The organism is Flavobacterium sp. U410 (genome assembly GCF_053570605.1).
In genome coordinates, this window is the sequence record NZ_JBSEFI010000009.1 from 33,208 (window position 1) to 50,040 (window position 16,833).

General features: G+C 34.3%; 18 protein-coding genes. 4 read left to right on the forward strand and 14 right to left on the reverse strand.

Annotated elements, in window-relative coordinates; translation table 11 throughout:
* Nucleotides 1-31: 31 nt before the first annotated feature.
* On the reverse strand, nt 32-907 hold the full coding sequence (locus ACUSJC_RS07660) for a helix-turn-helix domain-containing protein (protein ID WP_449268976.1): 876 nt from the start codon (nt 905-907) through the stop codon (nt 32-34).
* A gap of 140 nt (nt 908-1,047) precedes the next feature.
* Here ACUSJC_RS07660 and ACUSJC_RS07665 point away from each other — a divergent pair, with 140 nt between their 5' ends.
* Complete coding sequence (locus ACUSJC_RS07665) at nt 1,048-1,497, forward strand: DMT family transporter (RefSeq protein ID WP_449268977.1); 450 nt, start codon at nt 1,048-1,050, stop codon at nt 1,495-1,497.
* A gap of 19 nt (nt 1,498-1,516) precedes the next feature.
* Nucleotides 1,517-2,038 (forward strand): hypothetical protein, encoded by a 522-nt coding sequence (locus ACUSJC_RS07670; protein WP_449268978.1) that lies wholly within the window; start codon nt 1,517-1,519, stop codon nt 2,036-2,038.
* A 63-nt stretch (nt 2,039-2,101) separates the two neighbouring features.
* Here the strand turns inward: ACUSJC_RS07670 and ACUSJC_RS07675 are convergent, their stop codons facing one another.
* Complete coding sequence (locus ACUSJC_RS07675) at nt 2,102-3,922, reverse strand: chloride channel protein (protein ID WP_449268979.1); 1,821 nt, start codon at nt 3,920-3,922, stop codon at nt 2,102-2,104.
* Between the two features lie 54 nt (nt 3,923-3,976).
* Nucleotides 3,977-4,558, reverse strand: coding sequence for an acyl carrier protein phosphodiesterase (locus ACUSJC_RS07680; protein WP_449268980.1), 582 nt, complete (start codon nt 4,556-4,558; stop codon nt 3,977-3,979).
* Nucleotides 4,559-4,657: 99 nt separating this feature from the next.
* On the opposite strand from ACUSJC_RS07680, the gene glmM reads away from it, so the two are divergent.
* The gene (gene glmM / locus ACUSJC_RS07685; protein WP_449268981.1) at nt 4,658-6,049 is read left to right on the forward strand and encodes a phosphoglucosamine mutase; all 1,392 of its coding nucleotides are present in this window, start codon (nt 4,658-4,660) and stop codon (nt 6,047-6,049) included.
* A 101-nt stretch (nt 6,050-6,150) separates the two neighbouring features.
* Here glmM and ACUSJC_RS07690 read toward each other — a convergent pair whose 3' ends face one another.
* The 11 genes from ACUSJC_RS07690 to ACUSJC_RS07740 all read right to left on the reverse strand — a co-directional run bounded on the left by ACUSJC_RS07690 (nt 6,151) and on the right by ACUSJC_RS07740 (nt 16,017).
* Nucleotides 6,151-6,891 (reverse strand): acyl-[acyl-carrier-protein] thioesterase, encoded by a 741-nt coding sequence (locus ACUSJC_RS07690; RefSeq protein ID WP_449268982.1) that lies wholly within the window; start codon nt 6,889-6,891, stop codon nt 6,151-6,153.
* 2 nt (nt 6,892-6,893) lie between these two features.
* Nucleotides 6,894-7,490 carry a hypothetical protein gene (locus ACUSJC_RS07695; RefSeq protein ID WP_449268983.1) on the reverse strand — a complete coding sequence of 199 codons (597 nt, stop codon included), beginning with the start codon at nt 7,488-7,490 and terminating at the stop codon, nt 6,894-6,896.
* Nucleotides 7,491-7,492: 2 nt separating this feature from the next.
* On the reverse strand, nt 7,493-8,170 hold the full coding sequence (locus tag ACUSJC_RS07700) for an Ig-like domain-containing protein (protein WP_449268984.1): 678 nt from the start codon (nt 8,168-8,170) through the stop codon (nt 7,493-7,495).
* A gap of 44 nt (nt 8,171-8,214) precedes the next feature.
* A complete protein-coding gene (miaA, locus tag ACUSJC_RS07705) occupies nt 8,215-9,135 on the reverse strand; it encodes a tRNA (adenosine(37)-N6)-dimethylallyltransferase MiaA (protein ID WP_449268985.1) in 921 nt (306 codons plus the stop codon).
* Nucleotides 9,136-9,244: 109 nt separating this feature from the next.
* Nucleotides 9,245-10,069, reverse strand: coding sequence for an ion transporter (locus ACUSJC_RS07710; protein ID WP_449269065.1), 825 nt, complete (start codon nt 10,067-10,069; stop codon nt 9,245-9,247).
* A 4-nt stretch (nt 10,070-10,073) separates the two neighbouring features.
* Nucleotides 10,074-11,432, reverse strand: a complete 1,359-nt coding sequence (locus tag ACUSJC_RS07715; RefSeq protein WP_449268986.1) for an exonuclease domain-containing protein — start codon at nt 11,430-11,432, stop codon at nt 10,074-10,076.
* Nucleotides 11,433-11,532: 100 nt separating this feature from the next.
* Nucleotides 11,533-11,901, reverse strand: a complete 369-nt coding sequence (locus tag ACUSJC_RS07720; protein ID WP_449268987.1) for a four helix bundle protein — start codon at nt 11,899-11,901, stop codon at nt 11,533-11,535.
* Nucleotides 11,902-11,945: 44 nt separating this feature from the next.
* Nucleotides 11,946-12,632, reverse strand: coding sequence for a YggS family pyridoxal phosphate-dependent enzyme (locus ACUSJC_RS07725; RefSeq protein ID WP_449268988.1), 687 nt, complete (start codon nt 12,630-12,632; stop codon nt 11,946-11,948).
* Between the two features lie 198 nt (nt 12,633-12,830).
* Nucleotides 12,831-14,051, reverse strand: coding sequence for a DUF1015 domain-containing protein (locus ACUSJC_RS07730; protein WP_449268989.1), 1,221 nt, complete (start codon nt 14,049-14,051; stop codon nt 12,831-12,833).
* Between the two features lie 73 nt (nt 14,052-14,124).
* Nucleotides 14,125-15,015, reverse strand: a complete 891-nt coding sequence (locus tag ACUSJC_RS07735; protein ID WP_449268990.1) for a 3-hydroxyacyl-CoA dehydrogenase family protein — start codon at nt 15,013-15,015, stop codon at nt 14,125-14,127.
* A gap of 30 nt (nt 15,016-15,045) precedes the next feature.
* Nucleotides 15,046-16,017 (reverse strand): Gfo/Idh/MocA family protein, encoded by a 972-nt coding sequence (locus ACUSJC_RS07740; RefSeq protein WP_449268991.1) that lies wholly within the window; start codon nt 16,015-16,017, stop codon nt 15,046-15,048.
* Between the two features lie 135 nt (nt 16,018-16,152).
* Here ACUSJC_RS07740 and ACUSJC_RS07745 point away from each other — a divergent pair, with 135 nt between their 5' ends.
* A complete protein-coding gene (locus ACUSJC_RS07745) occupies nt 16,153-16,794 on the forward strand; it encodes a protein-L-isoaspartate(D-aspartate) O-methyltransferase (RefSeq protein WP_449269066.1) in 642 nt (213 codons plus the stop codon).
* Nucleotides 16,795-16,833: the final 39 nt, after the last annotated feature.

Consider the following 16,833-nt stretch of genomic DNA (forward strand, 5'->3'; position numbering starts at 1 on the left):
AGTAAGTATGTTACCTTAAATTCTGTAAAGTTTACCTCAAATTCTTATCTTTAAATTCGTTGGGAGCTAATCCCGTTTTTCGTTTAAAAAAGCGTGAAAAAGAAGCAATTGAACTAAAATTTAAAGCAAAAGCAATCTCTGAAATAGTAAGCGAAGGATTGTTGAGCATAATATATGCTTCTTTCACCAACATTTCGTCAATGATTTGATGAGGTGTTTTATCTGTCGCTTTCTTTACAATTTGTATCAGATATTGATTTGAAATACACAAAGAGTCAGTATAAAATTTTACTTCGCGTTGCTCTCTGATTTTTTCGTTTAAGAGTTGAAGGAACTTAAAATAAACGTCTTTGGTTTCCTGATGAGGTAATTTTGTAGTATTGGTATTTTGATATAAAAGTTCGGCAGTTTCTAATAATAAGTTGAAAATAATAGTTCGTATAATTTCGTCTTTAAAAAAACTGTCTCTTTTCGATTTCTCTTCAAGATATTCTAATAGGCGTAAAAGTCTAGCACCATTTTCTTCATCAGTCTGAAAACTATTGAATGAACGTTGTTTAAAAAAAGCCAAGCGTTCGATAATGAATGAATCTGAAATGTTTTTAAGCAGGAAATTTTTTTCAAAAAACAACAACTTCATTCTAAAATCAGTACTGGTTTCTACAAATCGGATAATTGTAGAAGGTGTAGCCATTAAAACTCCGTTTTCGGGAATGAAAATTTTTTGGTTGTCAATTTCTAAAGTTACATTGCCATAAGAACAAATGCTAACCATATAATAGTCAATTCTAAAAGGTTCTATGGGTAAATGGAGTAGTGGCTTTCCGGATGAAATGTAATAAGGAGTAGAGCAGTCAACATTAAAAAAGGAAAGCGTGTCCTCTATTTTATTGTAGTTAACGTTCATTAGATAGCCTTATTGATTCCTACAAATATAAGGAAAACAAATTCTATTCTGAATAAGACAATTTTTTATTCAACTTCTTATATTAGCCATTTTAAAACAAAATCTATAAATAGTATAAAATTTAATCATTAAAAAGAAAGATGAATACCGATAAATTATTATGGATTGTAATGGTACTTATAGCAGGAGCTTTTTTACCTATTCAAGCCGGATTGAACTCCCGATTGGGGAAAGCAGGTGAAAGTCCTGTACATGCTTCAACGATTTCTTTTGTAGTAGGAGCAGTAGCGTTAATTTTATATCTTGTTGTAACAAAACAAACTGTTTCTTGGTCCGGAATAAAAGCAGCACCGACTTATTTATGGATAGGAGGAATTTTAGGTGCTTTTTATGTTACAGTTATTATTTTAGCTTTTCCTAAATTAGGACCCGGCTTAACTTTTGGATTAGTAGTTGCAGGACAAATGATTTTTTCTGTTTTATTAGAACATTTCAATGTACTCGTAGCGCAACAACAACCTATAAGTGTCGGTAGAATTATAGGCATGCTTTTAGTAGTCGCCGGAGTTATTATAATGAAGAAATTTTAAAAATTAAATAAAAATAAAAATGAAATTACTAGGGATAGGTTCGCGAATTAAACATTCAGAATATGGTTTAGGAGTAATTACTAATGTATCTGCCAGATATTATTGGGTTACGTTTATTGAAAAAGGAGTTGAAACCATTGATCTGACAGATGATTTAGAAGTAATCGAAGCTGTTGAAGATGAAGTAGACACCGTTAGTTTTTATGAAGTAGAAAAAGTGTTGAAAAACCTTTTACAAAAATATACCGATGTTACGCCGGCAACTTCCATTGCTGATAAATGGAAAGGTGGTAAATTGATTCTAGAACCCGGAACAGCAACGCAAAACAAGGAAATTCCAATTGATACTTTTTTCAATAAAATCATCATGGTTCGCGATAGAGTACGTGTCATGGAACAAAAAATCAATTCGAGTAGTTTAGAACAAACCGAAAAAATTGAACTACAACAATATATCACTAGAATTTATGGCAGCTTAACCACATTCAATGTTCTGTTTAAGTTGAAAGACGATTATTTTGTTGGCGAGAAAAAAGAGTAATAAGTACAACAATAACAGAACGAATAACAAAAAAGGAGAAATTAATTAATTTCTCCTTTTTTGTTATTCAATAATCATTGCTTTTAGTTTTTCACGATATTTTTCCAAAATGGAAATTTTAGCCATAAATCCAATAAATTTTCCATCTTTTAAAACAGGAAGAATTTGCGTTTGGGAATTTTCAAATTTTTCTATGATGGTTTCCATTGTTTCATCGTAAAAAATGATTTCCTTAGGCGGCTGCATTACTTCTTGAATGGAAGTGTATTTAATCTTAAAGGGAGAAAAAATAACCGGACGAATCTCAGCAACATCTATCAATCCTTGCAATTGTCCTTTCTCATTGAGTACAGGAAATATTAAATCATCCGTTGTTTTAATAAGCTCTACCAATTCCTCTAACGAATTAGAATCGGCAACAGGTTTGTAATTATCTTGTACAAATTGTGACGGCTCTAATGAATGTAAAATGTTTTTGTCTTTATCATTAGTGAAAACATCTCCTTTTCCGGCTAAATCTTTAATATCGAAAGAATAATTCTCAAATCGTTTGGAAATAGCAAAACTTACAGAGGAAACCATCATAAGCGGAACCATCAAATTATAACCTCCGGTAATTTCGGCAATAAGGAAAATAGCGGTTAGTGGCGCATGAAATAATCCACTCAAAATTCCGGCCATTCCTACCAAAGTAAAATTACTCACCGACAAATTTTCATTGATCCCAATTAAGTTGATGAGTTTAGAAACCGCAAATCCCAAATAAGAACCCACAAATAACGAAGGTGCAAAGTTACCTCCATTTCCACCGGAACCTAGCGTAAAACCTGTAGCATAAACTTTAACCATCATGGTTAAACTAACAAAAATCAGTAAAATCCATTCGTTACCTTTGTATTTACTTAAAATAGTATTGTCTAAAATATTTTCCGGATGTTGGTTAGCTAAGACTTTAATACTTTCATATCCTTCACCGAAAAGAGTTGGGAAAAAGAAAATAAGAACAGCTAAAAGAGAAGCTCCGATAAGTGCCTTTCTGTAAACACTGGTTTTATATTTGGCAAACCAATGTTCTATTTTACTGAAGGTACGAGTGTAATTCACACACACAAATCCTGACAAAATACCTAAAATGATATAATACGGTATGTTATAGTAATCAAAAGGTTCCCCTTCTTTAAAACTCAATAAAATATCTTCATTTAAAACTACAGTTGAAACCAAAGCTCCTGTAGCGGCACTAATCATAATAGGAATAAAAGCCGTGATACTAATTTCTACTAAGACAACTTCAATAGCAAACAAAACACCTGCTATAGGAGCATTAAATGCCGCAGCAATACCCGCAGCAACACCACAAGCTAAAAGCAAAGTTCTGTCTTTATAGCTCAATCGGTAGCTTTGCGCAAAGTTACTACCAAAAGCCGCTCCCGTAATGGTAATAGGCGACTCAAGTCCGGCACTTCCTCCCATACCTACAGTAAAAGAACTCGTAATGATTTGAGCATACATTTGCTTTCTAGGCATAATACCACTTTTTTTTGCCACTGCATACATGATTTGAGCTGTTCCTTTTTGCAACGAACCATTCAAAACTTTTTTGATAATGAACGCAGTCAATAAAATTCCAATGATAGGAAAAGCAGAATTACTGTACGGTAAATGAAGAAAATTATCCAGATAATTGGCAAATTTATAAACCGAGTGTGCAAAAGTTTTTAAGACAATTACAGCTAAAGCCGATGAAATTCCTACTAAGACACAAGAAAAGTAAATAAACTGCCTTGGTGATAAGAGTGATTTGAAAATAAAAACCAAGCGTTCCAGCCTTTTAATATTCTTTCTGATAAATAGGAGGATTGGATTTATTTTTTTAGTATGCATTTTTCTGTTAAAAAACTTTTCGCAAAGTTACCGTTTCTAAAAAAAACATACTAATTAAATGCTCAATTTTTCTTCAGACATTTTAATGATTTCCTGAAAAAAGGTATTGAAATCGTTTTCAAAAACAGAAAAGTGAAGTTTAAGTTCTTTGGTAGCAAATTGCATTTTAGATCTAAATTGCGTCCTGGAATCCATTTGATACAAGATTTTTTCCATTCCTTCAATGGTTGCATAACTCCCCAGCCAATTGTGTTCAATCATTTTAGGGACCATGCGTTGCATTTTGGGCGTAAGCCAATCAAAATATTCTTCTAAAATAGCATAAAAAGCTTTAATATATTCGTTAAGTGGGATATCGGAATAAGTAGACCAATTGACAGCCAATAAATGATCATAATACATATCCATGATAACACCCGAATAATGACCATAAGTTTTGTGCAGAAGATGCTTGCTATGCCTATAAACCGGATGAAAATCAGTAAAATAATCTATTTGTCTGTGCAGTAAAATTCCCTTCTGAATGGCCGTCGGAAATTTTTCATATTCATGTCCCTTAATTCCATCGGCCATAAAGTTGCCAATTTTTACCAAATCGTCGTCTCCGGAAAGATAAATATGCGCAAGATAGTTCATCGTTTTGGAATTAAGTAAAGGACTAATTAGTATATTTGCTATGCAATTTAATCTTTTAGAAGAACAAATCATAATATAACTTTCATAATTCTTTAGAGAATGACATTAATCAAATCTATTTCGGGAATTCGAGGAACAATAGGAGGACATGTTGGAGATAACTTAACCCCTGTTGATGCCGTGAAATTTGCTTCAGCCTACGGAACATTTTTAAAACAAAATAGCAATTCAACTTCTAAATTAAAAGTAGTTATTGGTCGTGATGCTCGTATTTCGGGTCCCATGATTCACCAATTGGTAGTCAATACATTAATCGGTTTAGGAATCGATGTGATTGATTTAGGATTGTCAACAACGCCAACAGTGGAAGTAGCTGTTCCTATGGAACAAGCAGATGGCGGAATTATCCTAACAGCCTCACACAATCCCAAACAATGGAATGCTTTAAAATTATTGAATGCCAAAGGCGAATTTTTAAGCGGAGCAGATGGTGCTAAAATATTAGAAATTGCCGAACAAGAAGCTTTTGATTTTGCGACTGTTGATGATTTAGGCGAAATTACCGAAAACGAAGCCTACATGGATATTCACATTGATGAGGTGCTAGAATTACCGTTAGTAGATGTGGAGGCTGTAGCCAAAAGAAAGTTTAAAGTAGTAGTTGATGGTGTCAATTCTTCGGGTGGAGTGGTTATTCCGAAGCTATTGGAAGAAATGGGCGTTGAAGTTGTAAAATTATATTGCGAACCTAACGGATATTTTCCGCACAACCCTGAACCTTTGAAAGAACATTTGGGTGATATTTGTAAATTAGTAGTTGAAGAAAAAGCTGATTTTGGTATCGTTGTAGATCCTGATGTTGATCGTTTGGCTTTTATTTCAAATGACGGAGAAATGTTTGGCGAAGAATATACCTTGGTTGCAGTTGCCGATTATGTATTAAGTAAAACACCGGGTAACACGGTTTCTAATATGTCGTCTTCACGAGCGTTGCGCGATATTACCGAAAAACACAACGGAACTTACGAAGCCAGTGCAGTAGGTGAGGTGAACGTTGTGGAATTGATGAAAAAAACGAATGCAATTATCGGTGGTGAAGGAAACGGAGGAATCATTTATCCTGAATTGCACTACGGACGTGATGCTTTGGTTGGAGTAGCCTTGTTTTTAACGTATTTGGCAAATCAAACGCAAACCGTTGCCGAAATTCGTGCGGGGTATCCACAATATTTTATGAGTAAAAATAAAATTGAGTTAACGCCTCAAATTGATGTTGATGCTGTGTTACAAGAAATGCAACACGTGTATGCCAATGAAAATATCACTACAATTGATGGTGTTAAGATTGATTTCCCAACGGAATGGGTGCATTTACGCAAATCGAATACCGAACCTATCATCCGTATTTATACGGAAGCGCCTTCTCAAGTAGAAGCTGATGCTTTGGCAGAGCGCTTTGTAGAAGAATTGAAAAAAATAGCCGGAATTTAATAGGCTAGTAGCAATAAACAAGAGACTGTCTCAAAAGTAATATTGTCCATCTGAACTCGTTTCAGGTTCTCTGATATTCTTTTTGAGACAGTCTTTTATTTTCATGGTTTCCAACCAATTTGTAAAGCGTAAACGTTTTTACCTTCTTTGGTTATGGAATATACACTTTCTGTTTCGGTTGCCGCACAGCAAATATTAGCTTGGTCTTTTAAATTAAGTTCGCGCATAAAATTGATATCCAAAGTAGCAATTTTACGCTGTAACAGCTTTTCCGGGTCTTCGGCATCCAAACACCATTCTAAATATTTGACATTGTTGACATGATTCACAATATCAATATCTGATAAGGTGACTTCATACGACATACAAACGGTAGATTCTTTTGGAATGCTGATTTTTTCGGTTGGTTTTTCCGTAGCCGAAATATCATATTTTTCAAAGTGATCGTGTGGCGTAGCCAAAGCATCAGGGCGACGTGTTTCGGTATTAATTACAGCCCAAAAAGTTTCGCACCCCACAATTTTTTCACCGTTCAAATGCATTTCCAAACAACGCACTGAACGTGAGTTTTCTAAACTTTTAATCCAAGTTTTTACCGTTACCACATCGCGCCATTTGGGTAATTTTGAAATTTCTACACGCATTCGGCTCAAAACCCAAGCTTGTTGTTTCAATTGTAAATCCGAATAGCTAATTCCGCCTTTATCGGCATGGGAACCAGCCGTTAATTGCAATAAATTACATAAATCAGTATATTTCAAGTAGGCATTGGGATAACAATGTAAAAAGCTGATTTCAAAAGTTTCTTCTAAAATAGAAGTAAAGTCGGGTGATATGGGCATTTTTATAAAAATTGAATTCCGATTGACAAATTTAAAGAATTAGTTTGGTTAAAGTAATTTTTATATTCATCAGTAGATTTTACATTTAAATAATATCTTGAAATTCCAAGTTTTGTATAAATTTTTGTGTTTGGACTAAAGGCATAATTAATTTTTACTGAACCTTCAATGTATCTTCCATTTTGAACTCCGTATAATTTTGAATCACTTTTTTGTCTGATTTCAATTCCACCATAGCTAAAAGTAGGTGAGATTTGAACTTTTTTAGCCGAAACTACATGATAAGAAATAAATCCATTAACGGAATTTAAATTTGATTTGTCAATATTCCCACCAATTGCAGGATCTTCTACTTGAATAGTTACTTTTTTGAGTCCAAAACCTAAATTAAATTTTGAATAGCTCATGAATTGAAAATCAAATTCACCTCCAATTGCAGGATTGCTGTGACCTTTTGAAAGGTAATTATTCCCCAAAAAAAACTGAGTCTGAATGCCTAAGGAAATTTTGGGGTTAAATCGAAATGATTTTTGTTCTGTTTCTTGAGCAAGAACTAATTTAAACGTAAAGAATACAAAGATTATGAATAATTTCTTCATTACTAATAATTTAGGGTATAAGAAATGTCGGCTGAATTGTCAATAGGTATCAAAACCTGTTCAATTGAAGTTGTATTTGAAATGTAGTTTTTGATTTTGTAATTCAACTGGATGGTTTGATTTTTTCTTACGTTTTTTATTGTTTCGTAGTAATAATAATATTCATCTGGTAAATTGTAAAAGATTATTTCCTCGGAAACATCTCCAATATAACTGATTTCTAAAAGTTCATTTTCTGAATTAATTTGATTGGGTATTATTTGTAAAAGACAAAGATTAGCTTTTTCGTATAATTTTAATTCGCCTAAATTTAATTCGTAATTGTAAAAATCTTCTGTTTTTATATTAACAATTTGTTTAGGAGATAGTGAATTAGAATCACCGTTTATCTCAACACTAATCTCATCAAAGTTTTTTTCAGGTTTGGGAATTACCATTGTAAAATTTCCTTGGCTATCAGTAAAAGATTTTCCTATGAAATTGGTTTCAGAAGAAACATAGAACACAAAAGGTAAATAACTAGAATTTCTAGAAACAAATAATTTAATTGATTGGTTGTTCAAGGGATTGTTATTTTCATCTTTAACTTGACCTTTTATTACCAATTTAGTCTCTCCATCGTATTGAATATCGCATGAAAGCGATATTAAAAGGATGAGGAATAATACAATTTTTTCCATTTTTAATTTTTTTGTAAAGATGTGATTTGTAAAAAAAGGTTGCGTTATTTTATAATTAGTTCTATGTTTTCTATAATATTTTTACTAGGTGTTAAATAGTCAAACCAATGTACGTTTTCAGTACGTTTAAACCAAGTAATCTGGCGTTTTGCAAAACGTCTGGTGTTCATTTTGATTTGTTCAATGGCTTCTGCCAAAGTTATTTTATGATCCAAATAATCAAACAATTCTCGGTAACCAACGGTTTGTAAGGCGTTCAATTGTTTATTCGGATATAATTTTTGTACTTCATCCAATAAACCTCCTTGCATCATATTATCGACACGTAAATTAATGCGTTCGTACATTTTTTCTCGGTCAGCTTGTAAACCAATAATAATAGGTGTGAAATTTCGCTGAACCGAACGTTTGCCTAAAAAACTAGAATACGGTTTTCCGGAACCCAAACACACTTCTACAAAGCGTTTCATGCGTTGCGGATTGACTAAAGTTTGTGGATTTTCGGTAGCCAATTTTTGATAATATTCGGGATCTAAGGTTTGAAGTCTTTCTTGTAAAAATTCGATACCCAACTGATCGTATTTCGTGCTGATTTGTTCGCGAATTGTGGGTTCAATATCGGGAAATTCGTCAAAACCTTTTAAAACAGCATCAACATACAAACCCGAACCGCCCACCATAATTTGAACGTTGTTTTGCTGAAACAATTGGTCTAAAGTTACCAAGGCTTCTTGTTCAAAATCACCTACATTATAGGTGTCAAAAACCGATTTGTTTTGGATAAAATGGTGCGGTGCGGCAGCTAATTCTTCGGCGGTAGGAACAGCAGTTCCAATAGTCATTTCTTTGAAAAACTGTCGGCTATCGCAAGAAATGATGTCGCAATTGAAATGTTGGGCCAACTTTATACTTAAAGCGGTTTTGCCTATGGCTGTTGGTCCTATAATGGCAATTAAATAGTTCATAGTATAGCTTGTAGCCTAGCCCTGATGGGAGCGGCATCGCCACGGCAAGTGGTACAACTTGACGGGGAATACAGCGTACAGCAGGAAATAGCTCCTTAATTTAAAACTGCTAAGATAAAGTATTCCCGCAATGATGACAAAATTTTGCGTTTTCTGTATGATTTGAAGTTTCGCAATGTGCACATTTTTTAGCAGTTGTCATTTTTTTAGATTGATTGCTAAATTCTGCAGAAACAATCCCGGTAGGAACCGCAATGATTCCGTATCCCAATATCATAACCATTGTTGCTATAAATTGGCCAGTTGTGGTTGCCGGAGCAATGTCGCCGTAGCCCACGGTGGTTAAGGTTACGATACACCAATAAATACTTCGGGGGATGCTGGTGAATCCGCTGGTTGGGCCTTCAATCATGTACATTAACGTTCCCAAAAGAATGGAAATAATCATGATGAAATAAATAAAAACAATAATTTTAGATTGGCTGGCTTTTAGCGCTAAACGAAGATTGGAGGCTTGACCGGTAAAATGAGCCAGGTTTAAAATTCGGAACAAACGCAACAAACGCAAAGCTCGGATAACCGATAAAACACGGGTTTGCGGAATAAAGAATGATAGGTAAATAGGTAAGATGGATACCAAATCAATCAATCCGTAAAAACTAAAAATATAGCTGTACGGTTTTTTATTGGACAAAATGCGCAAAAGGTATTCGATAGAAAACAAAACGGTAATAATCCATTCGATAGCGTATAAAATGGTGTGGTATTTGGTGTTGATTTCCTTAACGGATTCTAACATGACGATAACCACACTTAGAAGAATAAAACCTAGTAAAACCAAATCGAACAAACGTCCGGCACGAGTATCTGTTCCGTAGATAACCGTGTAGAGTTTCTTTTGAATGGTTGCCCATTTGGCGTTAGGTTGTGGCATCATACTAAAAGCGAATGATTTTGACTTTGTGTTTTCGAATGAAATTTTGAATAATGGTTTTGATATCTCTATTGTGTTGCATTGGAATAACCAAATTTTTCAAAATCTCGACATTGTTGATTTGGTAGTTTAAATCGAAAAAGCAATAGCCTTTGTATACGCCATTTTCAATTAAAACCGCACTTTTTTCTTCAATACTTCTTCCTTTGTCAACAATAACCATGTTGTTGTTTTGGAACGAATTTTCCGTGATAAAAGTTTGTACTCTTTGGTTGTATTCTTCCGTTTTTTCCTTATCAATACAAGCACCGTAGCATTGTTTGATGTCGTATTGAAAACAACTTTTTTTGGTATCGTACAAACCGTTTATTTTTTGGCACAAATGATATTTTTCTGTGATTTTGAACAAAAAAGCTTTTCCTTCTTGTTGGGTGCCAAAAGACGTAATTTCCTTTTTACGACCATCGGCTTTTTGAACTTTTAACGCTATGTAGCCTTTCTCGTTTTTTTCGGGATATAAAGCCCATTGAAAGATGGTGCGGCGTTGCGCTCGGTTGTAAATCGGTTTATTGATTTTGATTTCTTCGCTTTCTTTGAGCAAAGCAATGAGTTCGCTTCCGGTTTCTTCAAAAGTTACGGCATACACATCGCGTTGTATTTTTTTGCTTTTGTTTGACGTTCCGGTAAAATGCTGATTGACTCTTTTTTTGATGTTTTTGCTTTTACCAATGTAAATTACATCGCCTTTTTCATTGTGAATGTAGTAAATTCCGGTTTTAGAAGGCAAACTTTCTACAATATCCAATAATTTGGGCGACATGCCGGTTTTGACTTCCGTTTTCACGAAACTCTTGACGATTTCTTTTTCCTTGTCTTTGGACAAAAGCAATTTAAAAAGCTTAACGGTAGCCATGGCATCGCCACTTGCTCGGTGTCGGTCGGCAATAGGAATTCCCAAGCCGCGAACCAGTTTTCCTAAGCTGTATGATTTTTGTTCGGGAATTAGTTTTTTAGATAATTCCACGGTATCCAATGTTGGTCTTTTAAAATCGTAGCCCAAACGGTTGAATTCCATTCGGATGACGCGATAATCAAAAGAAGCGTTGTGCGCAACAATGATGGTGCCTTCGGTAATTTCAATAATGCGTTTAGCGACTTCGAAGAATTTTGGAGCACTTCGAAGCATAGCGTTATTGATTCCGGTAAGTTTTACCACAAATGGCTGAATGGGAATTTCCGGGTTTACTAAACTAATAAACTGATCTACAATTTCATGTCCGTCGAATTTGTAAATCGCGATTTCGGTAATTCCTTCCTCGTTATATTGACCACCAGTGGTTTCTATGTCTAGTATTGTGTACATTTTTCAATGTCAATGTCAATGTCAAAAAACAATGTCAATGTCAAAAAACAATAGTTAAGAATTGGATTTTGCAATTGATACTGTAATTGCTATTGAAAAATTATTTTTTGTTAATGATCATTTTTGAAGCAATTGCAATCAATTCTTCAACTTCTTTTAAAAGTAAATTTCTTGAAGTTTCCTCTCCTTCTTTGATGTAATTTAAAATTTTCAATGAATTTCTGGATTCTTTTAATTCTTTGACTGATAAACTTACTTTAAAAATAAAATCTTTATCTGAATTTGTTCCTTGTGCCTCGCCAAAATTTAAAGAAGCGCTTCCTGATGAACGAATTAATTGATTTTTGTAATATTCGTTTTCATAACTTTTATCCAAATTTCTTGTAAAGAAAATACATTCTCCTGCAAAACGAACCAATCGATCTTCAAAATTGAATATTTTTTCGTAAAAAGGATTGTTTTCTTCCATTTTAATTCTGAATTGTTTTTAATTCCAATTGATTTTTGCAATTGTTATTGATATTGTCTCGTTCCAAATATACTACTTCCAATTCTAACCATTGTACTGCCGCACGAAATAGCTAATGTGTAATCGCCGCTCATGCCCATAGAAAGAGTTTTTAGTTGATAGTTTTCCGTTTTTTCTTTGGAATATTTATCGAAAAGTGATTTTAAATAGGTGAATTCTTTTTTGATTTGGTTTTGGTCTTCCGTAAAAGTAGCCATTCCCATTAAACCTACAACTCGAATATTTTTAAATGCATTATCGCTACTTCGAGCGGAGTCGAGAAGTTGTTTCTGAATATCTTCTAATTCCTTTTCATCTAAACCAAATTTACTTTCTTCTTCGGCAATATGAATTTGAAGCAAACAGTCGATAACTCTATTGTTCTTTTCGGCTTGTTTATTGATTTCTTGTAGAAGTTTTAAGCTGTCAACCCCGTGAATCAAACTCACAAATGGCGCAATAAGTTTCACTTTTCTAGATTGCAAATGCCCAATGAAATGCCACTGAATATCTTTGGGAAGCAAGTCTTGTTTTTCTACTAATTCTTGCACATAGTTTTCACCAAAAATACGTTGCCCCACCTCATACGCTTCTAATAGATCAGAAACTGGTTTGGTTTTTGAAACCGCAACTAAGGTTACGTGTTGAGGTAATGAGGATTTTATTTCTGCTAGATTTATTGCTATTGACATGATTTTTTTACTGTTTTTTTATTGTCATTTCGACGAAGGAGAAATCTCATTAGATATATCTAAATCATTTTAGGTGCAGAGATTAATCAAATAGTTTCAATGTTTTTATTAAAACTGAAAAATTTCTTAAACACGGTAAACTAAACCTTTATTTGTTATGTGTTCTCTCCTTCGTCTATAGGACAAAGTTAAACAAATCTAAAGTTCATACACCACTAAACCGCTCCTAAACTTAGGTTCAATATAGGTGCTTTTGGGCGGCATAATTAAATTGGCGTCAGCAATAGCTTTGATTTCGTTAATATCTGAAGGGTAAAGCATAAAACCGACTTTAAAATTACCCGAATCTACTTTTTCCATGATGGAAGCTATAGATTGTTTTCCGGAAAGATACGAAATTCGTTCGTCATTGCGTAAATCCTCAATACCCAAAATAGGTTGTAAAACGAAGTTGTATAGAATTTGAGCATCTAAATTAGCAAGAATAGATTCTTTTTCTTTGGTATTCGATCGGTAAACCAAAGCGTAAAATTCGCCATTCAAATACATTCCAAATTCCCCTTTTTGAGTAGGTTTCCACAATTCTTGTTCTTTCGGAATAACCGTGAAGTGCTTTTGCAATTCGGCTAAAAAAGTGTCTTTTGAAAGTCCGTTTAAATCTTTAATCAGTCTGTTGAACTCGTAAATTTTGACATTACTTTCGGCAATTAAAAAACTCATAAAGTAGTTCAAGTTGGGATTGTTCAAATGTTTGTCTTGATCGTACAACGCACTTGCCGAAGCCGAACGATGGTGTCCGTCGGCGATATACAGATTTGGGATTTCGTCAAAATAGTCTTGAAGCCAATCGATTTCGTTTTGCGTGTCAATTTTCCAAAGCGAATGCACTTCGTGATTAGGCGTTGCAAATTCGTAAAAAGGCTGACTTTTCTTTTTGAGATTAATCCACGTGTGAATGGCAGGATTATCGGGATAGGTGATTAAAACCGGCTCAGTGTTAAAATGCGTTTGATGCAAATAATCTTTGAACAAATCTACGCGAAAAGCCAAAGTATCTTCGTGCTTTTTGATTTTGTTTTCCTGATAATCTTCAATGGAAGTTCCTGCGATAATTCCGGTGAAAAGTTGGGTTTTATTTTTGATTTGGTACACATAAAAAGCCGGACTTTCATCGGTGACCAAAATTTCTTCGGCTTTAAAATTCTCGTATTGCTTTTTAACGGATTGAAAGCGTTTTTCTAAAGCAATAGTTTGTGTGTTTTGATACGCCGGACTGATAATATGTAAAAACGAATACGGATTAAATTCGAGCCAAGCTGCTAGTTCTGCAGGCGAATATTCGTCATAGGAACGACAAGTTACCCAAGCTGCTTTTTCCGGCGCCGGACGAACCGCTTTGAAAGGAATGATTTTAGCCATTCTTCAATTGATAGTTGACAATTGATAATTGACAATCACAATGAATTATCAATTATCAATTATTCATTGTTAATTATTTAGAAAATTGTTTTGCTACTTTTTCCGCTTTTTTGCTTTCGCTGTAATCGTAGAAACCTTCTCCTGATTTTACGCCTAATTTTCCGGCCATAACCATGTTAACCAATAATGGGTTTGGAGCGTATTTTGGGTTTTTGAATCCGTCGTACATTACGTTTAAGATTGATAAACAAACGTCTAATCCGATGAAATCTGCTAATTGAAGCGGTCCCATTGGGTGTGCCATTCCTAGTTTCATTACCGTATCAATTTCCTGCACACCAGCCACACCATTGTATAACGTTTCAATCGATTCGTTGATCATTGGCATCAAAATTCTATTGGCCACAAATCCCGGATAATCGTTTACTTCTGTTGGAGTTTTACCTAATTTAACCGATAAATCCATGATAATTTTGGTTACTTCGTCAGAAGTGTTGTATCCGCGAATGATTTCGACCAATTTCATAATGGGTACCGGATTCATAAAGTGCATTCCGATTACGCGTTCCGGGTGAACCACAGAAGCCGCAATTTGAGTAATAGAAATAGAAGAAGTATTAGTTGCTAAAATAACATTGTGATCACAAACTTCACTTAATTGTTTGAAAATATTTAGTTTTAACGTTACATTTTCGGTAGCTGCTTCCACTACTAAATCGCAACCTACCACACCATCTTTAATGTCAGTATAGGTGATGATATTCGCTAAAGTTTTGTGTTTGTCATCTTCGGTAATGGTTCCTTTTGCTACCATACGGTCTAAGTTTGCAGCAATAGTATTCATTCCTTTTTCGATAGATTTTTCAGAAATGTCAATTAATTTAACGGTAAACCCCGTTTGCGCAAAAGTATGAGCAATTCCGTTGCCCATTGTTCCTGCACCAATTACAGCTATAGTGTTCATGTTTTATATTAGTTTGTTTTAGTTTTTTAATTATTTATTCTTTTCCATTGATTCAATAATCATATATGCGACGCGCAATGCTTCCGTTCCGTCCTCCAAAGTCACAATAGGAGTAGAGTTGTTGTTAATTGCATCGGCAAAAGTTTCCAATTCGTCCAAAATCGCATTATTGGCGTGAACTTCCGGATTGTCGAAATAAATCTGTTTTTTTATGCCTTCTGCATTTTGCAAAATCATATCAAAATCGCCCGGAATTTCAGGAGCGTCTTTCATTTTTACGACTTCGCATATTTTCTCTAAATAATCAACCGAAATGTAAGCGTCTTTTTGGAAGAAACGCGATTTACGCATGTTTTTCATCGAAATACGACTCGAAGTAATATTGGCCACACAGCCATTTTCAAATTCTACACGAGCATTGGCAATATCCGGAGAATCAGAAATTACAGCCACACCACTGGCATGAACGGCTTTTACTTTTGATTTCACCACGCTTAAAATAGCATCAATATCGTGAATCATTAAATCTAAAACCACAGGAACATCAGTTCCACGCGGATTAAATTCAGCCAAACGATGCGTTTCAATGAACATCGGATTATGGATTTGGTCTTTTACCGCTTTAAAAGCCGGATTAAAACGTTCTACATGCCCCACTTGTCCTTTAACGTTGTATTCTTTGGCTAGTTTAATAATATTTTCAGCTTCTTCAACTGTATTAGAAATTGGTTTTTCCAAGAAAACATGTTTACCTGCTTTTATGACTTGAACCGCACAATCATAGTGTGATAATGTTGGGGTAACAATGTCAATAACATCAACAGCAGCAATGAGTTCTTCTATGGAATTGAATTTGGTGTAACCAAACTCTTTGGCTACTTTATTAGCATTTTCTTCAAAAGGATCGTAGAATCCAACTAAATCGTATTTTTCAGATTGATTTAATAAACGTAAATGTATCTTGCCTAAGTGTCCGGCACCTAGCACACCAACTTTTAACATAATGAAAGTATTTTGAACAAAAATAAGGTTTTTGTTTCAAGTTTCAAGGCAATATTATTAGGTTTTTTGCTTTTTGTTTTTCTTGGTTTTTGTGTTTTTTAACATTATTTTTACCCTAAAGAAATTAGCTTTATGTTGAACGATACCAATAAACACAAGGGGCTTAGAAATAAGCTTGTTACGCTATTAGAAGAAAAAGGAATTACCGATAAAAATGCACTGGAAGCCATTAGATGTATACCTCGTCATTTGTTTTTAGATTCCAGTTTTGAAGATTTTGCGTATCAGGATAAGGCATTTCCTATTGCTGCCGGGCAAACCATTTCACAGCCTTATACTGTTGCTTTTCAAAGTCAGCTGTTGCAAGTAAAGAAAGGGGATAAAATTTTAGAAATTGGCACAGGAAGTGGTTACCAATGTGCTGTTTTATGTTTGATGGGAGCACACGTGTATTCTATTGAGCGTCAAAATGAATTGTTTAAAAAAACATCGTTATTGTTACCAAAGATAGGCATCCGTCCTAAACGCCTGATTTTTGGAGACGGTTATAAAGGTTTAGAAAACGAAGCACCATTTGATAGTATTATCGTAACGGCCGGAGCTCCTTTTATTCCGCAGCCTTTAATGGCACAGCTAAAAGTAGGAGGCAGGTTGGTTATTCCGTTAGGAGAAGAACACCAAATCATGACAATGCTTATCCGAAAAAACGAGACACAGTTTGAAAAACACGAATTCGGAGAATTTCGTTTTGTACCGCTTTTAGAAAATAAAAATTAAGATAAAAACGTTTACATTTAAGGTTTGATAAAAAATTAC

Coding starts and splice junctions, on each gene's coding strand:
- ACUSJC_RS07710 (WP_449269065.1), bottom strand. CDS start 10,069: ATGCCACAACCTAACGCCAAATGGGCAACCATTCAAAAGAAACTCTAC.
- ACUSJC_RS07675 (WP_449268979.1), bottom strand. CDS start 3,922: ATGCATACTAAAAAAATAAATCCAATCCTCCTATTTATCAGAAAGAAT.
- ACUSJC_RS07700 (WP_449268984.1), bottom strand. CDS start 8,170: ATGGAAAAAATTGTATTATTCCTCATCCTTTTAATATCGCTTTCATGC.
- ACUSJC_RS07690 (WP_449268982.1), bottom strand. CDS start 6,891: ATGCCCATATCACCCGACTTTACTTCTATTTTAGAAGAAACTTTTGAA.
- ACUSJC_RS07695 (WP_449268983.1), bottom strand. CDS start 7,490: ATGAAGAAATTATTCATAATCTTTGTATTCTTTACGTTTAAATTAGTT.
- ACUSJC_RS07665 (WP_449268977.1), top strand. CDS start 1,048: ATGAATACCGATAAATTATTATGGATTGTAATGGTACTTATAGCAGGA.
- ACUSJC_RS07725 (WP_449268988.1), bottom strand. CDS start 12,632: ATGTCAATAGCAATAAATCTAGCAGAAATAAAATCCTCATTACCTCAA.
- ACUSJC_RS07715 (WP_449268986.1), bottom strand. CDS start 11,432: ATGTACACAATACTAGACATAGAAACCACTGGTGGTCAATATAACGAG.
- ACUSJC_RS07740 (WP_449268991.1), bottom strand. CDS start 16,017: ATGTTAAAAGTTGGTGTGCTAGGTGCCGGACACTTAGGCAAGATACAT.
- ACUSJC_RS07735 (WP_449268990.1), bottom strand. CDS start 15,015: ATGAACACTATAGCTGTAATTGGTGCAGGAACAATGGGCAACGGAATT.
- miaA (WP_449268985.1), bottom strand. CDS start 9,135: ATGAACTATTTAATTGCCATTATAGGACCAACAGCCATAGGCAAAACC.
- ACUSJC_RS07660 (WP_449268976.1), bottom strand. CDS start 907: ATGAACGTTAACTACAATAAAATAGAGGACACGCTTTCCTTTTTTAAT.
- glmM (WP_449268981.1), top strand. CDS start 4,658: ATGACATTAATCAAATCTATTTCGGGAATTCGAGGAACAATAGGAGGA.
- ACUSJC_RS07730 (WP_449268989.1), bottom strand. CDS start 14,051: ATGGCTAAAATCATTCCTTTCAAAGCGGTTCGTCCGGCGCCGGAAAAA.
- ACUSJC_RS07680 (WP_449268980.1), bottom strand. CDS start 4,558: ATGAACTATCTTGCGCATATTTATCTTTCCGGAGACGACGATTTGGTA.
- ACUSJC_RS07670 (WP_449268978.1), top strand. CDS start 1,517: ATGAAATTACTAGGGATAGGTTCGCGAATTAAACATTCAGAATATGGT.
- ACUSJC_RS07720 (WP_449268987.1), bottom strand. CDS start 11,901: ATGGAAGAAAACAATCCTTTTTACGAAAAAATATTCAATTTTGAAGAT.